The organism is Chryseobacterium electrogenes (assembly GCF_053553015.1).
Map to the genome: position 1 here is coordinate 1,590,701 of NZ_JBNPPB010000002.1, position 25,210 is coordinate 1,615,910.

The window sequence follows — 25,210 nt, forward strand, 5'->3', positions numbered from 1 at the left end:
CTTAAAAATTAAGAATCGTTACAATTCTTAATAAAATTTGTACAATTATTGCTAATATAAAACTTGGAATTCCTAAATCAAATATTATGTCTAAAAACCTAAGAGCACTTGCTAAAGAATTAAAAATACCTGTAGAAAGCTTAATGCAATTTATACAAGATTTCGACTTAGAAGTTTCTGACTGTATCTCTTGCAATCAAGACATAAAAATAAATTTTGAAAATTTCGCGAAAGACCATCAATCCTTTATCAAAGATTACAGCGATGATCTTTCTACCAAAAAAACTATAGAAGATGTTGCCAACAAAGCACATCAACCTATAGAAAAAATACAGGAATATATTAGCCAACAAGCAACTAATATTTTCGAAAATGGATATTTTAAAACATCTATCTCCAGCTTTGGGATCGATAAAAAGTTAGGAGGCAATTATCAATTTATCTATGATTATTTTGGTGCAAAAACGGCTCTAGAACAGCGTGATTTTATTGGATACAGAGATCTTTACTTTTATATTGTAGATATGCTAGAACCTTTTATCAATCCTGATCAAAGCCAAAATTGGGGCATAGAAAAAGCAGCAGGAATCATCCTTTATGGACCTCCGGGAAGTGGTAAGATTTTCTGGGCTAGAAAAATCGCAGAAATCATTAATTATAAATTTGAAGAAATCAGACATACTTACCTCAAAACATCTTTTGTTAACGGAAAGAAGACCTCTTTCAATGATTTTCTATTAACCATGATGAAACAAGACAAAATGCTTCTTTTCATGGAGAATTTCGACACCGTCATGCAAGAACGAAGCGAGCAAGAAAGCATTAATTCTGAAAATGAAGAAACTAAAAACATTATATTACACAGCGTAGACAAATTTCAACAAGAAGACCTCACCATGATTGGCTCTGCTAAGAGTTTTTCTATGATTGATCCAGAAATAATTGCGCCAGGAAGATTTGATGTTTTAATTCCTATTTTTCCGCCTAACGCAAAAGAACGAGCAGAGATGATACTTCATCACATGCAAAATGGTCTTACGGAAAATGCAACTTTGCTGAAAATATTACAATACAACCAAGCTAATCAACTTCCTTTCTGGAATGATATCGCACTAAAAATGAGGGCATTTTCTAACACAATGCTTGTAGATTTTACCCAAAGCCTCAAGAAACGTCTAAGAACTATTTTCCTGAAAAATCATGATGAAAATATTACAATAGATGACAATATTCTTAACTCCGCTTACAAAGAAGCTGCCAGCAAGTTAACTTCTGATTATCTTAATGATGTACAACAATTCTTACAAGATGCAAGTATTAACTCTTCGGATCAATTTGAAAGTCGCATTTCGCAATTAAAAGAAGAACTTCAATTTTATATGATTAAAGAAAAGCCATCCAGATCAATTGGCTTTAATACCATTGAAAACAATAATAATCCAATTGAATAATTAGACATTGTCCTACAGAAAGTCTTATCTTATCCTTACTTTTGTAAAAAATTATATCATCCCGTGCTAAATAATGACCAAATAAAAGATCTACAGTCTAGAATTGAAGATCTCTATAAATATCTTCAAATCGAAAAAAAAACCATCGAGATTACCAACGATGACGAGAAAACCGCTTCACCAGAATTTTGGAACAATCCCAAAGAAGCAGAAGCTTTTCTTAAGCAACTTCGATCTAAGAAAAAATGGGTAGAAGGTTATCATGACATACAATCACTTTTTGATGACTTGCAAGTTTTGGTAGAATTCGCCAAAGAAGATCCTGATAGCGAAAAAGAATTAGATGACAGCTACCCTATTCTTCTAGAAAAACTAGATGACATAGAATTCAAAAATATGTTATCCAACGAAGGTGATGAGCTATCGGCTGTCTTGCAAATTACTGCTGGCGCTGGTGGGACAGAAAGCTGTGACTGGGCAAGCATGCTCATGAGAATGTACATCATGTGGGCAGAAAAGCAAGGTTATAAAATTAAAGAACTCAACTTCCAGGAAGGTGATGTTGCTGGTGTTAAGACTGTAACGTTAGAGATTGAAGGCGAGTTTGCCTTCGGTTACCTTAAGGGTGAAAACGGCGTGCATAGATTGGTAAGAATTTCGCCTTTTGATAGTAATGCTAAGCGCCATACGAGTTTTGTTTCAGTTTACGTTTATCCTTTAGTAGATGACACCATTGAGATTAATATTAATCCTGCCGACATCAGTTTTGAAACCATGAGATCTTCCGGAGCCGGTGGTCAAAATGTTAATAAAGTAGAAACAGCCGTCCGTCTTCGTCACGCACCAACAGGAATTATTATCGAAAACTCAGAATCTAGATCACAGCTTCAGAATAAGGAAAAAGCGATGCAACTTCTTAAATCTCGTCTTTATGAAATGGAATTGGAAGAAAAATTACGCGCTAGAAACGAAATTGAAGCCAGTAAAATGAAAATCGAATGGGGAAGCCAAATTCGAAATTACGTCATGCATCCTTATAAATTGGTTAAAGACGTACGTTCTGGACACGAAACCTCCGATGTTGATGGCATAATGAATGGTAATATAACACCATTCCTTAAGTCATTTCTTATGGCAGAAGGACAAAATACGGATGACGAAAACCTATTTTAATCTGATATATTTTAACTAAAATTAACGAGATATATAATAGATAAAATTAATCGTTTTTATTATATTTGCGCATCAATCACATATATGGAACACTTTGAAACTTGGAAAGATCTCTTAAACCCAGAATTTTACATAAAAATGGGGGGATTTTGGTTAATACTATTTATCATCTTCGCTGAAACTGGATTATTTGTAGGCTTTTTCTTACCTGGCGATTCGCTTTTATTTGTATCAGGAATCTACGCTGTAGAAATAGTTAAAGAAACTCTTGGAGGTACTGGCAATGACTTGCTAGACACAACAATCCTTGCAAGCTGTATATCATTAGCTGCAATTATCGGTAATGAAGTAGGTTATTTCTTCGGGGTGAAAGCTGGTCCAGCCCTTTACAAAAAGCAAGACACATTTCTTTTCAAGAAAAAATATCTTAATCAGGCACATGACTTTTTTGAAGAACATGGTAGTCTAGCAGTTATCATGGCAAGATTCTTACCAGTTGTAAGGACTTTTACGCCAATTGTAGCAGGTATCGTAAAGATGGACAAAAAGAGATTTTTGTTTGACAATATTGTAGGAGCAGTTTTATGGTCTTTCAGTTTAGTATTTGCGGGACATTATTTAGACAAATTATTTAAAGATCAATTTGATATAGATTTAAAATCTCACTTAGAGTGGATTATCATTATTATCGTTCTAATCACGACTGTACCAATTGTTATGAAATTTTTCTTCGGTAAAGAAAAACATAGAGATTAAAAAGATTTAAGAATAAATTTAATAAAGAACCTATTCGTGGGTTCTTTTTTTATACCTCAACTACAATTAATTTATTATATTAGAATCCTAAAACAAACACACATCAATATGGACACTTTAGTTCTCAACTCTACAGCGATAGAGAAATCAGAATTTTACAAAAAAACTTACTCACATGTTGCCTTAGCAATTTTGGCTTTCATTTTGGTAGAAACTCTTCTATTAAAAACCGTTCCGGAAGAATACATCTTTATGATGATTGGCCAAAAATACTCTTGGTTATTAATTATTGGCGCCGTCTGGCTTGCTTCCATGCTAGCCAACAAGTGGACTTTATCCCAAAGTAGATCCACACAATATTTCGGACTTGGACTTTATGTTATCCTGCAGGCCATCATTTTTTTACCATTATTACATATGGCAACAATGTATACATCGGGAGATGTAATCTACCAAGCGGCCATATTAACATTGGCACTTTTCGGTGGGTTAACGGCTTTTGCCTTCCTAAGCAATAAAGATTTTTCTTTCCTTAGATCTGCTATCGTTATCGGAGGATTTGTAGCATTAGGACTAATTGTTGCAGGTACAATTTTCGGTTTTGATCTTGGGTTATGGTTTTCTGTAGGCATGGTTTTATTAGCTTCGGCAAGCATTTTATACGAAACCAGCAAGCTAAAAAATGTTTACCATACCGACCAATATGTAGGCGCTTCGCTACAGCTTTTTGCTTCTATTATGTTACTATTCTGGTACATCTTAAGAATATTAATGAGCAGAAGAAGCTAATTCTATTTAGTTGAAACAAATAAAAAAAAGCACAGATTCTATAGTCTGTGCTTTTTTGGATTAAGAAAAGTCTGAAAAATCATAACCTCTTCACCAAATTCTCGATGGATTCTTTCTGCAATATTTTCCAATTCGTTAATGATAAATTGTTCTCTCAATTCATCTCTATCAAAGATCAATAATAAATTGGTATTTCTCCCCTCATTTACCATATCACTATGCACCTCAGACAGGATATATTTATCGACATCCATTAGATTTTCGATCATTGCATGAAGGTCAGATTCTAGATAACCATCCCATTTTTCTAGTTGATTTTCAGTCGTATGAAAAGTAATGCTTAAGATACTCATTCGTTTGATATTACTTCTATTATTAATTAGGTTTAATTGGCAATAATAGGTAAAAATTTCGTATTTTAGCACAGCATTTTCAAACTACTCGCGCAAGCATTTTAAAAGTTTGTTAATCAGTAATTTATATTAAAAAAGGGAATTCCCTTACTAACTTATAATTTTATAGATGAAATCAGAAGGAGAAAAGTTAATTCCTATCAACATTGTTGATGAAATGAAATCCTCTTACATCGATTATTCGATGTCGGTAATTGTATCAAGAGCTTTACCAGACGTAAGAGATGGGCTAAAGCCTGTACACCGTAGAGTATTATACGGTATGTACGGTCTAGGTGTTTTTTCTAACAGAAAATACTTGAAATCTGCCAGAATTGTTGGGGACGTTTTGGGTAAATATCACCCACACGGCGATAGCTCTGTTTATGATGCTATGGTACGTATGGCGCAACCTTGGAGCTTACGCTATCCACAAGTAGATGGCCAAGGTAACTTCGGGTCTATGGATGGAGATCCACCAGCAGCAATGCGTTATACCGAAGCTAGACTAAAAAAAATCTCTGACGATATCTTATCAGATCTTGATAAAGAAACCGTTGATTTTCAAAATAACTTTGATGATAGCTTAACAGAACCTACTGTTATGCCTACCAAAATCCCAAATCTTTTGGTTAATGGTACATCTGGTATTGCTGTAGGTATGGCAACCAATATGGCACCTCATAACCTTACAGAAAGTATTAATGCTATCTGCGCCTATATTGACAATAACGAGATCACAATAGACGAGTTAATGACGCATATCATTGCGCCAGATTTCCCTACAGGTGGTATCATCTATGGTTATGATGGTGTTAGAGATGCTTTCCATACAGGACGTGGTCGTATCGTACTTCGTGCAAAGGTTGGTTTTGAAGAAATCGGAAATCGTAATGCGATTATCGTTACAGAAATCCCTTACCAAGTTAACAAAGCCGAGATGATTGCCAGAACGGCAGAATTGGTTAAAGATGACAAAATCCAAGGTATTTATGAAATCCGTGATGAGTCTGACAGAAATGGTCTACGTGTTGTTTATGAATTGAAAAACGACGCTATTCCTAATGTTGTTCTTAACATGTTGTATAAGTATACATCATTACAGACGTCTTTCAGTGTTAATAATATTGCATTGGTAAAAGGTAGACCAGAGCAACTTAACTTAAAAAATATCATTCATCATTTTGTAGATCACCGTCATGAAGTAATCATCAGACGTACAAGATATGAACTAAAAAAAGCCAGAGAAAGAGCACATCTTTTAGAAGGCTTCATGAAAGTAATTGCGACCCAAGCATCTTTGGACAAAGCAATTGCAATCATCAGAAACTCTAATAATCCACAAGCAGCAAAAGAAGGTTTAATAGAAGCTTTTGAATTATCAGACCTACAAGCACAAGCTATCCTAGATCTTAGACTAGCGCGTCTTACAGGTATGGAGTTGGACAAAATCCGTGACGAGTACAATCAGATCATGGCTTTAATTAATGATTTAGAAGACATACTAGCGAATGAGCCAAGAAGATTCCAAATTATTAAAGACGAATTAACCGAGGTTAAAGAAAAATATGGTGATGAGAGACGTTCTGAGATCGACTATTCTGGTGGAGAATTCTCTATCGAAGACATCATCCCAGACGAAAAAGTAGTATTAACCATTTCTCACGCTGGTTATATTAAAAGAACACTTCTTTCAGAATATAAAGTACAATCAAGAGGTGGCGTAGGAAATCGTGGCGCAACAACGCGTGATGAGGATTTCTTAGAATATATCGTTACCGCTACCAATCACGAGTATCTTCTATTCTTCACCGAAAAAGGAAAATGTTTCTGGTTAAGAGTATTCGAAGTGCCAGAAGGGTCTAAAACTGCTAAAGGTAGAGCCATTCAGAATTTGATTAACATAGAACCTGATGATAGAGTAAAAGCTTATATCCGTACCAAAGATCTTAAAAATCAAGATTACATCAACCAAATGAATGTTGTCATGATTACTAAAAACGGTACCATTAAGAAAACATCTCTAGAAGCTTACTCTAGACCAAGAACCAATGGTGTTAACGCCATCGAAATCCGTGAAAACGATATGCTTCTTGGCGCTAAATTAACAGATGGGAATTCTGAAATCATGATTGCGTCTAAGGATGGTAAATGTATCCGTTTCCCAGAAGCTAAAGCAAGACCAGTTGGTAGAACATCTATTGGTGTAAGAGGAATAGATCTTGCAGAAGGTGACGAAGTTATTGGTATGATTGTTGTGAACGATCTAGAGAATGATACTGTTTTGGTAGTTTCTGAGAAAGGTTACGGTAAGCGTACTGCAGTAGAAGATTATCGTATTACTAATCGTGGTGGTAAAGGTGTAATCACCCTTAATATCACAGAAAAAACGGGTAATCTTATTGCAATACAAAGCGTAACAGACGAAGACGGATTAATGATTATCAATAAATCTGGTGTTGCCATCCGTATGAATACCGCAGAACTTAGAGTAATGGGTAGAAATACGCAAGGTGTAAAACTAATCAACCTTAAAGCTAATGACGAAATTGCAGCCATTGCAAAAGTAGAAATGGACAGAGAAGTTGAGGAAGAAGTAGAAGAAACAGAAGAAGGATCTGTAATTATAGAACAAGCAATTTCTGAATCTGAAGACACTCTAAACAATGAAGAAAATACCACTTCAGAAACTCCAGAATCTAACGAAGAATAAATTATAAAAAGATTATTTATGAAAAAAATAGTTTTAAGCATCACATTAATTTCTGCCTCAATTGTATTTGGACAGAAAAAAGAAATCGCCAATGCTGTAAAAGCTGTAGAAGCTGGTGATAATAACACTGCTACTTCGGAAGTTGCAAAAGCAGAAGCAATTATTGGAGATAAAACTTATCTTTTAGAACCTTCTTTACAAGAACAATTATATTATGCTAAAGGTCTCGCTCTTTTAAAATCTGGTAAGGTTACAGAGGGCGCAACTATTTTAGCAAAAATCACAGACCTTGGTAAGCAATCTGTATTCACAGGTAAAAATGCTGACAAAAACAAAGTCTATTTTGTAGGAAAAACTGAAGCAGAAAAATTAGGAGCTGGATTATCTTTAAAAGAAGAAAAATACACACCTACTCTAGCTTCTAAAATTGGTAATAACATCAATCCTACACTACAAGCAGTGAGCAAGCAAGCTTCTGCGGACTATGATGCTAAAAATTACGGTTCTGCTGGTGATAAATTCCGAGAATCTTATTATCTTCTAAAAGCAGGAGGTCAGGATAATAAAAGTTATCTTTATTACTCTGGTGTAGCTTACGCACAAAGCACGGATAAAAAAAGTCAAGCAGCTGATGTTTTCAATATATTGATTAACGAAGGTTATACAGGCGTAGAAACTAATTATGTTGCTAAAAATAAGAAAACAAATCAAAATGAAAATTTAGATAAATCTACATTTGATTTGTATAAAAAAATGGGAGCATCTTCTGATTTCACAGATTTTAAAATTGAAAATACGCCAAGCAAAGAAGAAGAAATGTACGAGATACAATCTCTTCTATTGTTTGACATGGGAAAATTTGATGATGCCATTACCGCAACAGAAAAAGGATTAAAAAAATTCCCTAATAATAATAAGCTTTCTCAAACTCAAAGTTTAGCATATTACAAAGCTGGTAAAACAGACGAATTTGTTAATACTCTAAAGGCTCAAATTGCTAAAAACCCTAATGATGCGGTTGCTTGGTACAATTTAGGAGTTATCATGAGCAAAGATCCTAACAAACAAAAAGAAACAGAAGAAGCCTTCAGTAAGACAATACAGATTGACCCAACCAATAAATCTGCATTAGTTAATATGGTTTATTTCCAAATGGGTGATGATCCAAAAACTGTTGATGATTACAACTCATTAAGAAAATCTGGTAAGATTGATGAGGCTAACAAAGTAATGGAGAAACGTCGTGCACGTTTTGCTAAAGCTTTACCTTATGCAGAAAAACTTTATGCAATAGACCCGAAAGATATTGACAATGTCTCTTTATTAAAAAGTTTCTATATGTCAACACAAAACACGGCTAAGTATAACGAGTTTAAAGCAATTGAAGCTCAACTTAAAAAATAATATCAAAGGAAGCTTTTTGCTTCCTTTTTTTATAAATATTTTAGAGATACTAGAATTATAAAGTATCTTTGTATAAACCGAAAATTAAACTCATTCTTATGAAATTTTTTATTGATACAGCTAATCTAGCACAAATCAAAGAAGCTCAAGATCTTGGTATTTTGGATGGTGTAACAACTAATCCATCATTAATGGCTAAAGAAGGTATTTCTGGTAAAGCCGCTATTAACCAACATTATGTTGATATTTGTAATATCGTAGACGGTGACGTTTCTGCAGAAGTATTGTCTACAACTTATGAAGAAATGATCAAAGAAGGTGACGAGTTAGCTGCATTGCACGAAAGAATCGTGGTAAAAATACCAATGATTAAAGACGGAATAAAAGCTTTAAAATACTTTTCTGATAAAGGTATAAAAACCAATTGTACACTAATATTCTCTGCTGGTCAGGCATTATTAGCGGCTAAAGCTGGTGCAACTTATGTATCGCCTTTCTTAGGAAGATTAGACGACATCTCTGTAGATTCTATCGAGTTAATCCAAGAGATTAGAACAATCTATGATAATTACTTTTTTGATACAGAGATTTTAGCAGCATCTATCAGAAACCCAATGCATATTATCAATTGTGCTAAAATTGGTGCTGATGTTATTACATCGCCATTAGCTTCGATTCTTAATTTGTTAAATCATCCTTTGACAGATAGCGGATTGGCTCAATTTGTAGCAGATGCTAAGAAATTAAGCTAATAACAATTAATTTCAATTCATAAAAAAATTCCGAAGCTTTATCGCTTCGGAATTTTTATTTTACTTTAAAATATCTAATTCTATTCTTTAGTTTTGGATCAAAAATTAATTGTGTGAAATTATCACAATAATCCGTGATTTGGTTTTATTTAAATGAAAGCTCGATTTTGTTATTATCTTTTTTCAATTCTTTTTTCAAACTTTCCTCACGTTCTTTTATCCAACGATTGTCGCCGCCTTCCGCAGGTAACATAGTAATATTTCCCATAGATGCTTGCTTAAGACCTTTAGTTGGGTCATTCTCGTAGTCTGTGATAATTTTTTGATATTGTTTTAAGTTAAGAGATACTTCTTTCTTAGGTTTTGACTTTGCATTATACTCTGCATCCGAAATGGTCTTAATACCTCTTAATTCTAAAATATGAGATTGGGATTTATCTTCAATTTTAACAATCAAACCAGGCAAACCAGAAAACTTATACGGTCCATCTTGCAATGGAATTTCTGTAGTGAACCACGCAGTCCATTGTCTTCCTGCAAAATCTAAAGTGGCTTTTTGGGTATTCCATTTTCCTATTTTTTGTTTATCAGAAGTAATGCTCCAGTTGAATTTTCTGTCTTCAGAAATATTGTAATTATCAGTGCCAATTTTATTGTGCAAGTTAACTTTATAATCAGGATATGTCTTACTAACACTGTAACGTACAGCTTCTTTTTTCATGTCTGATTTTATATTAATCATACCTGTCGCTTTAAGTTGTTGCTCCAGACTAACTAACATTAAGGAATCAGAATGATAAGCCGTGTAACTATAATATCGCGAGCCTTCTTTGGAAGTGTCCAGAAACATCATTTCGTTTCTGACATTATCACGATCAGTAGAATCTTTTATAATTTTATATTCATAAATGTAACGTTGATTTTGAGCCGAAAAAAGTAGGCTAAAAAAAACTAATAAAAGTAAATATTTTCTCATAAGTTTTAGGATTTGAAAACAAAAGGGATTAAAAAATAATCCCTCCTGGCTAAATATTAAATAGTGGTTTTATGTTATTTTCTGGTTTCTATACTCAACTCGCTTTTACCATTAGCCTTATTAATATTAATATTCTTAATATTATTGTTATCGATAGATTGGATTGTTTCGCTGCTCACTTCTTCACCATTAAGATAAAATTTAGTACCAGATGCACGACCTAATTCATCAAGATTTTTTCCGTCAATAATAATTCTCGTATTATTTTTATAAAGATTAGTTGACGCAGGTTTCATATCAGTAAAATTAGAATTCAATACCCAAGGACTACCTACTAATGGTAAATCCTGTTTTAATTCTTTTCTTTTCTTATTAATTTCTTCCTGAAGTTCTTTAATTTTTTTCTGACGTTTTTCGTATTGACGCTTCTCTTTTGCTGTCAGCTCTCTCCCGAAAGCAAAATCATTAAAATTAACAATTGCTCCGCCACCTTTCATATCTTTTCCATTCGGAAGCTTAGCCAATAGTTCCTGAACTTCTTTATTGTCAAATTTGACATCTCTTAAATCAAAAATCTTACCTAGGTCAGCGACATCAAAACTATTAGAAAAACTAAAATTATTATTGGGCAAAATAATTACATTACTATTATTTTTCTTACCATCTTCAGATCTCTTTTTAAATTTTGCAGAAATAAATTTGATTTCTAGATCTTTAGCGCGTTTTTCTGCATCAGCTATTCTCTTTTTAAACTCCGGTGAATTAAATTTTGCATCAGCTTCAGCAGCGCGTTTCTCTGCATCTGCAATTCTCTTTTTAAACTCCGGCGAATTGAATTTTGCATCAGCTTCAGCAGCACGTTTCTCTGCATCTGCAATTCTCTTTTTAAACTCCGGCGAATTGAATTTTGCATCAACTTCAGCAGCACGTTTCTCTGCATCAGCTATCTTTTTATTAAACTCAGCAGAATTGAAATATTCTTCCATCTTCTTACTATACTCATCAGACTTTTTCAATAAATCCTTGTATCTATCTGAGTTGACAAGACCATCTACTTGCGATTGCAAATAATCAACTTCTTTTCCTTTCTGAGCAAAATCTTCGCTTTTAGTCTTTTTAGCTTTGATCATCTCACTAATTGATTTATTTTTCTCTGCAATCTTTTGGTTAATCTCAGCTATTTTTTGGTTATCCTTTGCAATTTGTTCATTAGTTTCTATCAGGGCATTTTGTGTAGGCTTGATAGGTTCTACAACTTCAGACGAAGCAGACTGCAAAGTCAATGTGTCTTTTTGCAAATTTTCGACCGCAAGATCTATAGCAATATTAGTTTTTTTAATCTCTTTATTTTTAGCATTAACGAGGTACGCAAAAGACAAAGAAAACAGCAATGGTAACGCAAAGATTCTACGTGCATAGCTATATTTTGGTTTACTTTTTGTAAGCATTTTTAATCTTTTTTTGAGGTTAGAAGATAAGAATGGACTTGTTGCGGGTAAAGTTCTCCCGGGAAAATGACTTGCCAATAACATCTGCGCAAATGCTTTGGTATCTGACCGTTTTACCGCCTTATTATCCGCTAAATATTCGTGAATAAGATTGATTTCTTTATTAATAATATAAAACATAGGATTCATCCAGAATATAGCTTTTACCAATTGCATAAAAAGCTTATCCCATGTATGTTTTTGTTCTATATGAACCATCTCGTGCTTAAGAATCTGTTGTCCAACAGAGGACTGAATTTCGATGGATTTTTTCCAAAAAAGATGTCTGAAAAACGAGAATGGTGCTTCCTCTAGATTGGTATGATAAAAGTTTATCCCTTCTATCTTCTCATTGGGAAATTGTTTTTTGATATGGTTAATTTTCAAAATTCCGTAGCCTAACTTCCCTAAAAACAGGATTGAAACCAATCCAAACAATAGAGAAAAAATTGTATAAATACTGAAACCATCGTTGTGAGAATTAATAGGTTGTGATTGTAGATTAGCAATTAATAACAGCAGTTTATTATTAATTTCCATGGTGAAGTATGAGACCTTCAATAATGGTAAAAATAAGCTGATAATAACCGTCAGAAGAAGATAAAATCGGTTATAGTGATGAAATGTTTTATCTTTTAAAAACAAGATATAATATGCGTACATTACGGCAGAACACAATATCATCTTGCCCAGATAGAGTAATAAAGTTTCCATTAGTCCTTAGATTTTAGTTCGTCTAACAACATCTCTAGATCTTCTACGCTAATCTCATTTTTTTCTACCAAAAAAGAAACAGCATTAGTATAAGATCCTTCAAAATAATTTTTCACCAAGCTTTTTATGCTTCTTCCACTATAGTTTTCTTTAGAAACGACAGGGTAATATTCATGTTGACGCCCGAAGGTTTTGTACTCGACAAATCCTTTTTCCATCAAGATTTTAAGAATTGTAGAAATAGTATTGGTATGTGGTTTAGGCTCTTGAAAAAGTTCTAAAATATCTTTTAGAAAACCTTTTTCTATCGTCCATAGATACTGCATTACTTGTTCCTCTGCTTTTGTCAACTTGTTCATAATTATTACTTTTAAAATCAATCAATCTTATATCACTAATTAATTAGTAATACAAATGTAGAATAATTTTCCATTCTTACAACTATTTTTTTAGTTAAAAGAAGTTAATAATTATAAACTATTGAAAACAAATTGGTTAAAATCAAATAATTAACACTTATATCAATTAATGACTGTAGTAAATACATTATTACTAGATATAAAATAATAATAATATCTATGGCACTTGCCCTATCCTTCCTTGCTTAAGTCCAGGCTTAGGCTATGTCACCGGGCTATCCGCTACTATCTTTTTCTTTTTTCCAGTGTCTATCTTTTGTTGTTTAGAACTTCATCACCTCAAAATCTATTACAATAATCACCAGAAGTCAAAAGAAAAAGGATAACCGCTTCTATCCCTAGCGCGAGGACGATGTGGAGATACGGTGATATGACGATTTGTTGATTTGCTGATTTGTTGATGCGGTATATGCCATTTCGTTTCTCATGTCTTTTCATCACATTTCTAATATCTAACTTCTAAAGTTTAATTTCTTTCGTCTTTTTTCAAAAGTATGGATCAAAAAAAAGCTCAATCAACTAAATGATTGAGCTTTAAAAAAAACTGGCGGCGACCTACTCTCCCGCGTTAGCAGTACCATCGGCGCTAGAGGGCTTAACTTCTGTGTTCGGAATGGGAACAGGTGAGCCCCTCTGCTAAAACCACCCTAAATAAGGTATATTTTAGTTTTGGGTATTTAGTGTTGGCTATTTAGCATTCATACTAAAAACAATACACTAAAAACTAAAAACTATGTTTATCGATAAAAACGTTCACAAAGACAAAACCTTTGGCGCGCAAACTTGCGCTTTACAATAGGCTATAAATCTACGGGTAATTAGTACTACTTGGCTATGACATTACTGCCTTTACACCTATAGCCTATCAACGTGGTCATCTCCCACGACCCTTAAAAGAAGTCTAATCTTGCGGCGAGTTTCGCACTTATATGCTTTCAGTGCTTATCTCTTCCAAACGTAGCTACTCAGCGGTGCACCTGGCGGTACAACTGATACACCAGAGGTTTGTTCAACACGGTCCTCTCGTACTAGAGTCAAGTCCGCTCAAACTTCTAACGCCCGCAATAGATAGAGACCGAACTGTCTCACGACGTTCTGAACCCAGCTCGCGTGCCACTTTAATGGGCGAACAGCCCAACCCTTGGACCTTCTCCAGCCCCAGGATGTGACGAGCCGACATCGAGGTGCCGAACCTCCCGTCGATGTGAGCTCTTGGGGGAGACTAGCCTGTTATCCCCGGAGTACCTTTTATCCTATGAGCGATGGCCCTTCCATACGGAACCACCGGATCACTATGTCCTGCTTTCGCACCTGATCGACTTGTTGGTCTCACAGTCAAGCACCCTTATGCCATTACACTCTACGCACGGTTACCAAGCGTGCTGAGGGTACCTTTGAAAGCCTCCGTTACTCTTTTGGAGGCGACCACCCCAGTCAAACTACCCACCACGCAATGTCCTTCTAAAAGAAGTTAGGCTCCAAGTAAGTAAAGGGTGGTATTTCAACGTTGACTCCACAAACACTAGCGTGCCTGCTTCAAAGTCTCCCACCTATCCTACACATTACTTACTCAAAGTCAATACGAAGTTATAGTAAAGGTTCACAGGGTCTTTCGTCCCATTGCGGGTAATCGGCATCTTCACCGATACTACAATTTCACCGAGCTCGTGGCTGAGACAGTGCCCAGATCGTTACACCATTCGTGCAGGTCGGAACTTACCCGACAAGGAATTTCGCTACCTTAGGACCGTTATAGTTACGGCCGCCGTTTACTGGGGCTTCAGTCAAACGCTTCGCTTACGCTAACGCCCTTCCTTAACCTTCCAGCACCGGGCAGGTGTCAGACCCTATACAGCATCTTTCGATTTAGCAGAGTCCTGTGTTTTTGATAAACAGTCGCCTGGGCCTCTTCACTGCGGCCAACATTGCTGTTGGCGTCTCTTCTTCCGAAGTTACGAGACTATTTTGCCTAGTTCCTTAGCCACGACTCACTCGAGCACCTTAGGATTCTCTCCTCGACTACCTGTGTCGGTTTTGGTACGGGTTGCTTCACTTCGGCTTTTCTTGGAAGCGCTTTCCTTACAACAACTTCGCCCGAAGGCTAGGTCTTGACTATTCCGTCAGTCTCCAGTAAGTACGGCACTCCGTCCCCTTTTAGTGTGAGCAAGTATGGGAATATTAACCCATTGTCCATCCACTTCCAGGTTCGGGTTCGCGTTAGGTCCAGACTAACCCTCAGCTGATTAGCATGGCTGAGGAAACCTTAGTCTTTCGGTGAGGGGGTTTCTCGCCCCCTTTATCGTTACTTATGCCTACATTTTCTTTTCTATCCGCTCCACAATACCTCACGATACTGCTTCGGCGCAAATAGAATGCTCTCCTACCAGATATACCCCTAAGGTATAAATCCATAGCTTCGGTAATATGTTTATGCCCGATTATTATCCATGCCGGACCGCTCGACTAGTGAGCTGTTACGCACTCTTTAAATGAATGGCTGCTTCCAAGCCAACATCCTAGCTGTCAATGCAGTCCAACCGCGTTATTTCAACTTAACATATATTTGGGGCACCTTAGCTGTTGGTCTGGGTTCTTTCCCTCTCGGACATGGACCTTAGCACCCATGCCCTCACTGCCGTAGAACATTTATTAGCATTCGGAGTTTGTCAGGAATTGGTAGGATTTGACTCCCCCGCATCCAATCAGTAGCTCTACCTCTAATAAACTTATATACGACGCTGCACCTAAATGCATTTCGGAGAGTACGAGCTATCTCCCAGTTTGATTGGCCTTTCACCCCTACCCACAAGTCATCCGAAGACTTTTCAACGTCAACCGGTTCGGTCCTCCACTTTGTGTTACCAAAGCTTCAACCTGCCCATGGGTAGATCACAAGGTTTCGCGTCTAATACTACTAACTAAGCGCCCTATTCAAACTCGCTTTCGCTCCAGCTCCGGACCTGAAGTCCTTAACCTCGCTAGTAACATTAACTCGTAGGCTCATTATGCAAAAGGCACGCCGTCACTCAACTTGTGAGCTCCGACCGCTTGTAGGCGTACGGTTTCAGGTTCTATTTCACCCTTCTATTCGAAGTGCTTTTCACCTTTCCTTCACAGTACTTGTTCACTATCGGTCTTTCAGGAGTATTTAGCCTTGGAGGATGGTCCCCCCATATTCAGACAGGATTTCACGTGTCCCGCCATACTCATTTATCATCTAAATATACCTTTCGAATACCGGGCTATCACCGTCTACGGCTGTTCTTTCCAGAACATTCTTCTAAATATATAAAGACTTTTGGGCTAATCCGCGTTCGCTCGCCACTACTTACGGAATCTCTTCGATTTCTTTTCCTCCGGGTACTTAGATGTTTCAGTTCTCCGGGTTTGCTTCTCAATGTAAACATCAAGATGACTGGTCTTCAACCAGACGGGTTGCCCCATTCGGACATCTGCGGATCAATTCGTGTGTGCCGATCCCCGCAGCTTTTCGCAGCTTACCACGTCCTTCTTCGCCTCTGAAAGCCTAGGCATCCGCCATACGCCCTTAACGATTTCTTTCCTATTGGTTACTCAAGCGCTTGTTTGCGCTCGGTTTTCTCTTTGTGATGTCTTTACCGTTAATGTCAATGATCTTTGTTTTCTTCTTATTTGTCTGATGAACAATTGTTGTTTTTGGCTCCAATCGTAACTTTTAAATCAAACTCCTAAAACTGTGGAGAATAAGGGAGTCGAACCCTTGACCTCCTGCGTGCAAGGCAGGCGCTCTAGCCAGCTGAGCTAATTCCCCCTCTAGTTAAGATGTTAGATGATAGATATTAGATATTAGACTTTTGCTTGCGCATATATCTAACTTCTAAATTCTGACCTCTAACCTCTATTCCAATTAGTAGTCTCGGGCAGGCTCGAACTGCCGACCTCTACATTATCAGTGTAGCGCTCTAACCAGCTGAGCTACGAGACTTCGTTTTAGATGTTAGATAATAGAGGTTAGACTAATTTCTAACTTCTAATTCCTAACTTCTTTTTCCAAATCTCTTCCCTATACTAATTTCTAGTGGGTTTATCTTTTTTATATATCCAACCGAGTAAAAAAACCAAAACTTGTAGTTTTGTCTAAGGTCTTGTTGTCAATCTAATGACTTGTACGTTTTTCGTCTTAAAGACGCTCTAAAATGAGATGTTCCAGCCGCACCTTCCGGTACGGCTACCTTGTTACGACTTAGCCCTAGTTACCTGTTTTACCCTAGGCAGCTCCTGTTACGGTCACCGACTTCAGGTACCCCAGACTTCCATGGCTTGACGGGCGGTGTGTACAAGGCCCGGGAACGTATTCACCGCGCCATGGCTGATGCGCGATTACTAGCGATTCCAGCTTCATAGAGTCGAGTTGCAGACTCCAATCCGAACTGAGAACGGCTTTCGAGATTTGCATCCAGTCGCCTGGTAGCGTCCCTCTGTACCGTCCATTGTAGCACGTGTGTGGCCCAAGGCGTAAGGGCCGTGATGATTTGACGTCATCCCCACCTTCCTCTCTACTTGCGTAGGCAGTCTCACTAGAGTCCTCAACTTAATGTTAGCAACTAGTGACAGGGGTTGCGCTCGTTGCAGGACTTAACCTAACACCTCACGGCACGAGCTGACGACAACCATGCAGCACCTTGAAAATTGTCCGAAAGAAAAGTCTATTTCTAAACCTGTCAATTCCCATTTAAGCCTTGGTAAGGTTCCTCGCGTATCATCGAATTAAACCACATGCTCCACCGCTTGTGCGGGCCCCCGTCAATTCCTTTGAGTTTCATTCTTGCGAACGTACTCCCCAGGTGGCTAACTTATCACTTTCGCTTAGTCTCTGAAACCTAAATCCCAAAAACGAGTTAGCATCGTTTACGGCGTGGACTACCAGGGTATCTAATCCTGTTCGCTCCCCACGCTTTCGTCCATCAGCGTCAGTTAAAACATAGTGACCTGCCTTCGCAATTGGTGTTCTAAGTAATATCTATGCATTTCACCGCTACACTACTTATTCCAGCCACTTCTACTTTACTCAAGACTTGCAGTATCAATGGCAGTTCGACAGTTAAGCTGCCGGATTTCACCACTGACTTACAAGCCCGCCTACGGACCCTTTAAACCCAATAAATCCGGATAACGCTTGCACCCTCCGTATTACCGCGGCTGCTGGCACGGAGTTAGCCGGTGCTTATTCATATAGTACCTTCAGCTACTTACACGTAAGTAGGTTTATCCCTATATAAAAGAAGTTTACAATCCATAGAACCGTCGTCCTTCACGCGGGATGGCTGGATCAGGCTCTCACCCATTGTCCAATATTCCTCACTGCTGCCTCCCGTAGGAGTCTGGTCCGTGTCTCAGTACCAGTGTGGGGGATCACCCTCTCAGGCCCTTAAAGATCGTAGACTTGGTGAGCCGTTACCTCACCAACTATCTAATCTTGCGCGTGCCCATCTTTATCCACCGGAGTTTTCAATAAATCAAGATGCCTTGACTCATATTATGGAGTATTAATCCGAATTTCTTCGGGCTATCCCCCTGATAAAGGTAGGTTGCACACGTGTTACGCACCCGTGCGCCGCTCTCAATGTCCCGAAGGACATCTACCGCTCGGCTTGCATGTGTTAGGCCTCCCGCTAGCGTTCATCCTGAGCCAGGATCAAACTCTCCATTGTATGTTGGTTTGTCCTTAAACTCTACTCAATCCTAAAATTGACGCTTTGGTTTTTTTTCCTTACTTGGTTGTTATATGTTATTTCAATGATCTATATTCTTCTCGCTTTTCTATCAGGAATCTTCTCTGTCAGTCGTCCCTGATTTGCGAGTGCAAAAGTAAAAACTTTTTCCGATATACACAACTCTTATTATTACTATTTTTCTTAGCCATAATAATCATCATCACACATCTTATACTCTACTCCTACGCTTGCTAATCTATCTCGATTTGCGTTTGCAAAAGTAAAACTTTTTATCAATACTCGCAAATAAAATTTGTATTTATTTTTTGAGAATCTTTATAGTTTATGTCATCTTTACTGTCTTCTGCGCCGCTCTTATCTCTAATTGCGACTGCAAAGGTAAGCCCTTTACATATCTCCCGCAAACTTATTGTGAACTATTTATTAACGCATCCTTAAACACACTGAAATTCAATGCTATTTTTTTAATCTTAGTCTTCAGACATGGATATGGGATTCGAAGATTGGAAAATGCAACGATGATACAATACAGCGAGAGGCTATATAAAATAAACCTATCTAATTAGTCAGGCGCATCTTTTTTAACGGGAAGGATTCGATTTTAAATAATGAAAGTAAGCTTCTAGTTGCCCTCTTTGCTCGCAATAGGGATGGAAGCGACATCCTTTTTCTTGTGGAATGAGGCGGCGCAGCGAAGCGGAGACACCTGAGTGACAAAAGTAAAAGATACAGCGGACAGCCCGACCCTATAGCAAAGGCTTGCGCCAAGGCAAGGGTATTGCCAAAATTGATGCGATGATTTGACAATATGGTGATGAGCAAATGTGATAATGAGCAGATATAATTTGAGGAATGGAAATACTCGACAATATTATGAGAATTGGTTATATCCCGAGAAGTATCAATTTTGAAGAACATTTTAAATGAAATGATAATTGAAGAATGAATAGCACAAACAATAGAAACTAAATGTATATAAAAAAAAACATTATATTTCTCAATATAAATAATTAAGATAGTGTCTTTCAAAATTTAGGGTACGCCTAATTGCATGCCTCTAAAAGTGATTTTTAATAAGGATTAAGAAAATTTAGAATTTTAGCAAAAATCTAAGCACTTGAAAATTAAGCAAAAAAAAAGGAGACTCATTTTTGAATCTCCTATTGGTAGCGGGGACACGACTCGAACGTGCGACCTCCGGGTTATGAGCCCGACGAGCTACCTACTGCTCTACCCCGCGGTATATTTTAAAACGCCTACCGAAAGCGTTAACTTAGTAGCGGGAACCGGACTCGAACCGATGACCTTCGGGTTATGAGCCCGACGAGCTACCTACTGCTCCATCCCGCGATATATTTTTGCACTTATCAAGTGACTTTTGTAGCGGAGACACGACTCGAACGTGCGACCTCCGGGTTATGAGCCCGACGAGCTACCTACTGCTCTACCCCGCGATATTGTTTTGCAAATGTACGATTTTTCTCTCAAAATACAAATCTAATATTTCAAAATAAAGCAAATATTTCACAATAATCCTTTAACTAATATAACTATCAACGCTTTACATTTTTAATAAAAATATTATTATTATCATTTAGTTACATAAAAACTTAACCTACAGCCGATTTCTTTTTACTAAATTTGTACTATGGCAAAAATTTTAAAAATATATCCTGACAATCCACAAGAAAATTATCTGGATCAAATCGTAAAAACATTGCAAAATGGAGGACTTATTATTTATCCGTCCGACACTATTTATGCATTAGGTTGTGACATCTATAACCTAAAAGCTATGGAGAAACTAGCGAGCATCAAAAATGTTAAACTAGAAAAAGCTCATTTTTCTATTATATGTAATGACCTAAGCCACTTATCTGAGTTTACAAAACCTATTGAAACATCAACATTTCGGTTCTTAAAAAATCATTTACCAGGTCCTTTTACATTTATTTTGGAAGCTAATAAAAATTTGCCTTTAGCATACAAAGGAAAAAAAACCGTTGGTATCCGCGTTCCGGATCATAGCATTCCGCAACTTATCGTAGAAAAACTTGGTCATCCCATTGCATCAACATCCATCCATGATGAAGACGAAATCATAGAGTACTCTACCGACCCAGAATTGATTGCAGAAAAATATGATAACCTTGTTGATATCGTTATAGACAGCGGTTACGGCGATAATATTGCTTCTACAATTGTAGATCTTACTTCAGGAGAGCCAGAAGTAATCAGACAAGGGAAAGGAGACATCTAATATATTACCACTTTATATAAAAATAGATGCCAGTCATTTAATTACTGTAACAGAATCTTTTGGTTAAATAAGGTTTTGCTAAATTTACATTTTCAAATTAAAATCAGCCCAACAACTTTATGAAAATATTGACTTCACCAGCCAAATTAATGAATATCAATAATCAGACCGATTTTCTAAAAATAAGCACGCCCACTTTTATTAAAGAAGCTGAAGAAATACAGTCAAAACTTCGTGAAAAAGATCCTAAATATCTGTCAGAACTCATGGAGATTTCGCCCAAATTAGCCAACGAAAATTGGGAGCGCAACCAAAACTGGAAAGCTAACCCAAAACCGACAGAGTCTGCTCCTGCGATGTTCGCCTTTGTTGGAGAAGTATATCGCGGCTTAGATGCCAAAACTTTAGATAAAAATGCTGTAGACTATTTGCAAAAAAACTACCGTATGTTATCAGGACTTTATGGCTACCTAAAACCGTCTGATAAAGTGATGTTATACCGATTAGAAATGGGGAAAGCTTTTCCTGTAGACGGCGCGAAAAATCTATATGAATTTTGGAGAGAAAAAGTAACAGCGCAACTAAATGCCGAACTCAAAGCTAAAGATATTGTCCTTAACTTGGCGAGTAACGAATACTTTAAAGTGATTGATAAAAAGGCAATCAAAGCAACAATTATTAATTTTGAGTTTAAACAAATACAAGCTGATGACAAACTGAAAACGATTGTTGTCTACACAAAACATGCGAGAGGATTAATGGTGAGATATTGTGCAGAAAACAATGTCAAAACATTAGACGATGTTAAAGCTTTCAACTATGAGAATTATCTTTTGGACGAAAATCTTTCTACAGAAACTAATTTGGTTTTCACCCGATAATTAATCATTATTTTTTACAATATTCTTCTACTTAAAACAATTGCGTGACAATTTCAGAATTAAAAACAAGATTTCAAGAAGAACTTTCTGAGCAATATTCGGTTGCAGAAAGTCTAATGCTATTCTATATTTTTGCAGAACGAGAATTTGGTTTTTCAAAGCATCAAGTTCGGAAATTAATCGATCAGGAAATACTTAGTCAAGATGAAGATCAATTTGACCAAATTATTTCTACTTTAAAATCCGGAAAACCTTATCAACAAATTATTGGTGAAACCGAATTTTATGGCAAAAAATTCTTTGTAGACGATCATGTCTTAATACCAAGACCAGAAACGGAAGAATTGCTAGAACTTGCCTCACATTATATTTCGGAATATCAAAAAAACTATAATTCTGCTACAATTAAGATTCTGGATATCGGTACAGGAAGCGGTGTAATCCCAATTATTTTGAAAATAATGTTTCCAACCGCAGACATAACAAGCATCGATATTTCTGCAAAAGCACTGGATGTTGCCAGAAGAAATGCTGTACATCACAACACCGAAATTAATTTTATTAAAAAAGATTACCTTAATGAAAATCTTGATGAAATCTATGACGTTATCATCAGTAACCCACCTTACATCGGCATTGAGGAAAATCCAGAAATAGAAAACTCGGTAAAAGGTTTTGAACCGAATTTGGCGCTCTTCTCTCCGACTTCTGATGCTTTAATTTTTTATAGAAAAATAGCAGAAGATTGTAAAAATCATTTGGCAAAAAATGGATTAGTTTTCTTAGAAATTAACCAGAAATTAGGCAAAGAAACTTTAGATTTATATCAAAATTTCGCCATTAGTAAGCTCATAAAAGACATCTCTGATAATGATCGTATGATTTATGCACAAAAATAATAGTGACATTTTAAGATTACGCAACAAAATACTCGTTCGATAGCTTGATTTAAGCCTCTTAAATTATTCTATTTTTCTGGAAGTTCCCACAATAAACCTCGCTTAAAAAAGGCTTAAGCGAGGTGATTTACTTTATCTTTTACTGAATATTGAAGTTGTGTAAGGTTTAGCGGTGTTAGCAGAGGTAGAATTTGATTTATTTTATTCATATTTGTAAAAAAATAACTATGATTTATATTTTACTTTGTTTTTGCGTTATTACATGTGGAATAGCTATATACAAATTATATGAAAAAAATAAGTTTTTATCTGCAGAGTTAAAAAAGTTTAATAATTTTGAAGTAAAACAAAATGTAGGCTTTTTTGAAAAAATCCTCGAACCAATTTCGGATATATATATAAAATACAATTTCATTTTATATTTTATAGTTTCCATATTTTTTTATGTAATAGCATCTTTTGATTATAAAAACATAAGTATTTTTCAAGATTATGTTATTGAATCCCATACAATTAATAATATTGCTACTTCAATTGCTACAGTTATATTAAGTTCGGGAGTTTTTAGTTCGATTACAAAATCAAAACATTTTCTAAATATTTTCAGTAATGAAATTAAGAAAATTGTTTATACAGAAAAGTTTTTATCTAAGCAGAAAAACATTGATGAAATATGGAATATTGTAACAAAGTCCGTTTGCAGTGAGAATTTTTATAAAATAAGTGACCAATTATTCAATAGTATAAAGAAAAATTATTTACCTATTTCACAGAATTTTTACTATCAAGATTTTGATTTGGAAATAATTATCAAAATTGATGAAAACAATAATGACTATATTATTATAGAAGAAAAAACTAGAGTTGATTTAATCTGTGAAAACATTGATAAAATTGAATATTCTTATTCGAGTAATATTGATTATGATGAAAATAATGCAGATGGAACGACTTTTGAAGCAATAGAATTTACTGTTAATGGGGAAAATAAGTTAGATAGCCTCATTAAAGATATTAATAAGGATGATGGTATATTGAAAGCTAAAATTAATTCTGACTTGTCTGGTTCTATGAAATATTCTATTTCTCGTATTGAAAAGAAAAGATATTCATTAAGGCTTAATCCAAACAGAGTTCATTCAGCTTTAAAAATTTACAATAATTTTCAATTAGCAGTTTATTATCCGGAAAAATTAAGAGTTCGCTTTTCCAAATTAGGATTAAACAACCAATGGCAAAATGTTGAAACGAGTAGTATTAGTGAAGAAATTAAGTATTTAAAAACTAAACATGAAGGTATTTTCTTCCAAAACCAAGGATATATGTTAAATTTCTTGGTTATATAACAAACTAAATATATATTTACAGTATTAAAATAATTAACAACTAAAAATCTTACAGCAATGAAAAAAGGAACACTAATCAATGACATTATTTATGATTAATCTTAAATTGATTAATTTTTAAAATATTATTAATTTAAAATATATAGACGTCTTAAATAGACGTCTTTTTTTGTATTACAGCTAACCTAAAAAGACTTGGCGAAATCGCAGATTCGGCGAAGCTAAGTGCGGACTTTCGAAGAACTGAAAGTTCAATTGATAACCGCGTGAAGCCAATGTTTTTAATGAAAATTAAAATACAAAAAATGTTGGAATTAAAGGCATTCGGTGGCTTAAAAAATTGAATAAACAACCTGGATAAATTACGCGCATAGCGCCAAAACAGAGCTAGCAGAAGTTACAAGTAAATTACTTTTATCCAATTCTCTTTTTCACCAAAACTTCATAAGCTAAATAAATGAGTGGCAAAGCCATAATCCCTAGATAAAAAGCATTATTAACAACATATGCTGTGTGGAAAATCAATGCGTATATCAACCCAAATCCTGCACCTCCTAAATGCGCGGCATGTCCAAGATTATCCCATTGTTTAGGGTTAAGCATCATATATACCGAATAGCCAAAATATAGCGCTCCAAAAATATATCCAGGAATAGGGATCGGGATAAATAAAAATCCTATACCAATCTGTGGATAAGCAGCAATTGCCGCAAATAAAATACCAGAAACACCACCACTCGCACCAATAGCCGAATAATACGATTGTTTCTTATAAATATATAAACTGAATAAATTTCCTAAGAAAATAGAGCCAAAATAAATAGCAATAAAACCTATATTACCAAAGTCTTCTATAACAATCGGTGCAAAGAAATACAACGTAAACATGTTAAAAAACAAGTGCATAAAATCAGCATGTAAAAAACCTGCTGATAATAACCTTATATATTCTTTTCTGTTGACAATTGCGCCAACGTTAAATTTGTATTGCTCAAACATCGCGCGATTTTGAAATCCAAAATAACTGATGATACACGTTGCTGCAATAATAATTAAAAGTATAGGAGTCATATTGATGTGCTAA

The 25,210-nt window shown here is 35.8% G+C and carries 16 protein-coding genes, 5 tRNA genes and 3 rRNA genes; 11 read left to right on the plus strand and 13 right to left on the minus strand.

Annotation, left to right across the window (positions count from 1 at the left end):
* Nucleotides 1-86 precede the first annotated feature (86 nt).
* The 4 genes from ACQQ6V_RS07330 (at nt 87) to ACQQ6V_RS07345 (ending at nt 4,169) form a co-directional block, all read left to right on the plus strand.
* Nucleotides 87-1,451, plus strand: a complete 1,365-nt coding sequence (locus tag ACQQ6V_RS07330) for an AAA family ATPase (RefSeq protein ID WP_448844894.1) — start codon at nt 87-89, stop codon at nt 1,449-1,451.
* Between the two features lie 63 nt (nt 1,452-1,514).
* On the plus strand, nt 1,515-2,624 hold the full coding sequence (prfB, locus tag ACQQ6V_RS07335) for a peptide chain release factor 2 (protein ID WP_448844895.1): 1,110 nt from the start codon (nt 1,515-1,517) through the stop codon (nt 2,622-2,624).
* An 84-nt stretch (nt 2,625-2,708) separates the two neighbouring features.
* Entirely contained in the window at nt 2,709-3,380 is a 672-nt protein-coding gene (locus ACQQ6V_RS07340; protein ID WP_448844896.1) for a DedA family protein, read from the plus strand.
* Nucleotides 3,381-3,488: 108 nt separating this feature from the next.
* Complete coding sequence (locus ACQQ6V_RS07345; RefSeq protein WP_448844897.1) at nt 3,489-4,169, plus strand: Bax inhibitor-1/YccA family protein; 681 nt, start codon at nt 3,489-3,491, stop codon at nt 4,167-4,169.
* A 38-nt stretch (nt 4,170-4,207) separates the two neighbouring features.
* Here the strand turns inward: ACQQ6V_RS07345 and ACQQ6V_RS07350 are convergent, their stop codons facing one another.
* Complete coding sequence (locus ACQQ6V_RS07350) at nt 4,208-4,522, minus strand: DUF4286 family protein (RefSeq protein ID WP_448844898.1); 315 nt, start codon at nt 4,520-4,522, stop codon at nt 4,208-4,210.
* Nucleotides 4,523-4,691: 169 nt separating this feature from the next.
* Between ACQQ6V_RS07350 and gyrA the strand changes: the two genes are divergently transcribed.
* The 3 genes from gyrA (at nt 4,692) to fsa (ending at nt 9,430) form a co-directional block, all read left to right on the plus strand.
* Nucleotides 4,692-7,274 carry a DNA gyrase subunit A gene (gene gyrA / locus ACQQ6V_RS07355; RefSeq protein WP_448844899.1) on the plus strand — a complete coding sequence of 861 codons (2,583 nt, stop codon included), beginning with the start codon at nt 4,692-4,694 and terminating at the stop codon, nt 7,272-7,274.
* Between the two features lie 18 nt (nt 7,275-7,292).
* Nucleotides 7,293-8,678 (plus strand): tetratricopeptide repeat protein, encoded by a 1,386-nt coding sequence (locus ACQQ6V_RS07360; RefSeq protein WP_448844900.1) that lies wholly within the window; start codon nt 7,293-7,295, stop codon nt 8,676-8,678.
* Nucleotides 8,679-8,776: 98 nt separating this feature from the next.
* Nucleotides 8,777-9,430, plus strand: a complete 654-nt coding sequence (gene fsa, locus ACQQ6V_RS07365) for a fructose-6-phosphate aldolase (protein WP_448844901.1) — start codon at nt 8,777-8,779, stop codon at nt 9,428-9,430.
* Nucleotides 9,431-9,575: 145 nt separating this feature from the next.
* Here the strand turns inward: fsa and ACQQ6V_RS07370 are convergent, their stop codons facing one another.
* The 11 genes from ACQQ6V_RS07370 to ACQQ6V_RS07420 all read right to left on the minus strand — a co-directional run bounded on the left by ACQQ6V_RS07370 (nt 9,576) and on the right by ACQQ6V_RS07420 (nt 20,194).
* Nucleotides 9,576-10,406 carry a GLPGLI family protein gene (locus ACQQ6V_RS07370; protein WP_448844902.1) on the minus strand — a complete coding sequence of 277 codons (831 nt, stop codon included), beginning with the start codon at nt 10,404-10,406 and terminating at the stop codon, nt 9,576-9,578.
* A 74-nt stretch (nt 10,407-10,480) separates the two neighbouring features.
* A complete protein-coding gene (locus tag ACQQ6V_RS07375) occupies nt 10,481-12,607 on the minus strand; it encodes a M56 family metallopeptidase (RefSeq protein WP_448844903.1) in 2,127 nt (708 codons plus the stop codon).
* Entirely contained in the window at nt 12,607-12,966 is a 360-nt protein-coding gene (locus ACQQ6V_RS07380; RefSeq protein WP_448844904.1) for a BlaI/MecI/CopY family transcriptional regulator, read from the minus strand. Before ACQQ6V_RS07380 ends, ACQQ6V_RS07375 begins: the two co-directional genes overlap by 1 nt.
* A 602-nt stretch (nt 12,967-13,568) precedes the next feature.
* A 5S ribosomal RNA gene (gene rrf, locus ACQQ6V_RS07385) occupies nt 13,569-13,676 on the minus strand.
* Between the two features lie 148 nt (nt 13,677-13,824).
* A 23S ribosomal RNA gene (locus ACQQ6V_RS07390) occupies nt 13,825-16,587 on the minus strand.
* Nucleotides 16,588-16,742: 155 nt separating this feature from the next.
* A tRNA-Ala gene (locus tag ACQQ6V_RS07395) sits at nt 16,743-16,816 on the minus strand.
* 100 nt (nt 16,817-16,916) lie between these two features.
* A tRNA-Ile gene (locus tag ACQQ6V_RS07400) sits at nt 16,917-16,990 on the minus strand.
* A gap of 209 nt (nt 16,991-17,199) precedes the next feature.
* A 16S ribosomal RNA gene (locus tag ACQQ6V_RS07405) occupies nt 17,200-18,716 on the minus strand.
* The 16S, 23S and 5S rRNA genes sit together here with 2 tRNA genes alongside, the layout of an rRNA operon.
* A gap of 1,188 nt (nt 18,717-19,904) precedes the next feature.
* Nucleotides 19,905-19,980, minus strand: a tRNA-Met gene (locus ACQQ6V_RS07410).
* Between the two features lie 37 nt (nt 19,981-20,017).
* Nucleotides 20,018-20,090, minus strand: a tRNA-Met gene (locus tag ACQQ6V_RS07415).
* Between the two features lie 31 nt (nt 20,091-20,121).
* Nucleotides 20,122-20,194, minus strand: a tRNA-Met gene (locus ACQQ6V_RS07420).
* A 194-nt stretch (nt 20,195-20,388) separates the two neighbouring features.
* Here ACQQ6V_RS07420 and ACQQ6V_RS07425 point away from each other — a divergent pair.
* The 4 genes from ACQQ6V_RS07425 (at nt 20,389) to ACQQ6V_RS07440 (ending at nt 24,126) form a co-directional block, all read left to right on the plus strand.
* Nucleotides 20,389-21,000, plus strand: coding sequence for an L-threonylcarbamoyladenylate synthase (locus ACQQ6V_RS07425; protein ID WP_448844905.1), 612 nt, complete (start codon nt 20,389-20,391; stop codon nt 20,998-21,000).
* Nucleotides 21,001-21,119: 119 nt separating this feature from the next.
* Entirely contained in the window at nt 21,120-21,881 is a 762-nt protein-coding gene (yaaA, locus tag ACQQ6V_RS07430; protein WP_448844906.1) for a peroxide stress protein YaaA, read from the plus strand.
* A gap of 44 nt (nt 21,882-21,925) precedes the next feature.
* The gene (prmC, locus tag ACQQ6V_RS07435) at nt 21,926-22,780 is read left to right on the plus strand and encodes a peptide chain release factor N(5)-glutamine methyltransferase (protein WP_448844907.1); all 855 of its coding nucleotides are present in this window, start codon (nt 21,926-21,928) and stop codon (nt 22,778-22,780) included.
* A gap of 227 nt (nt 22,781-23,007) precedes the next feature.
* On the plus strand, nt 23,008-24,126 hold the full coding sequence (locus ACQQ6V_RS07440) for a hypothetical protein (protein WP_448844908.1): 1,119 nt from the start codon (nt 23,008-23,010) through the stop codon (nt 24,124-24,126).
* A gap of 414 nt (nt 24,127-24,540) precedes the next feature.
* Here ACQQ6V_RS07440 and ACQQ6V_RS07445 read toward each other — a convergent pair whose 3' ends face one another.
* Complete coding sequence (locus ACQQ6V_RS07445; RefSeq protein ID WP_448844909.1) at nt 24,541-25,197, minus strand: rhomboid family intramembrane serine protease; 657 nt, start codon at nt 25,195-25,197, stop codon at nt 24,541-24,543.
* Nucleotides 25,198-25,210 lie beyond the last annotated feature (13 nt).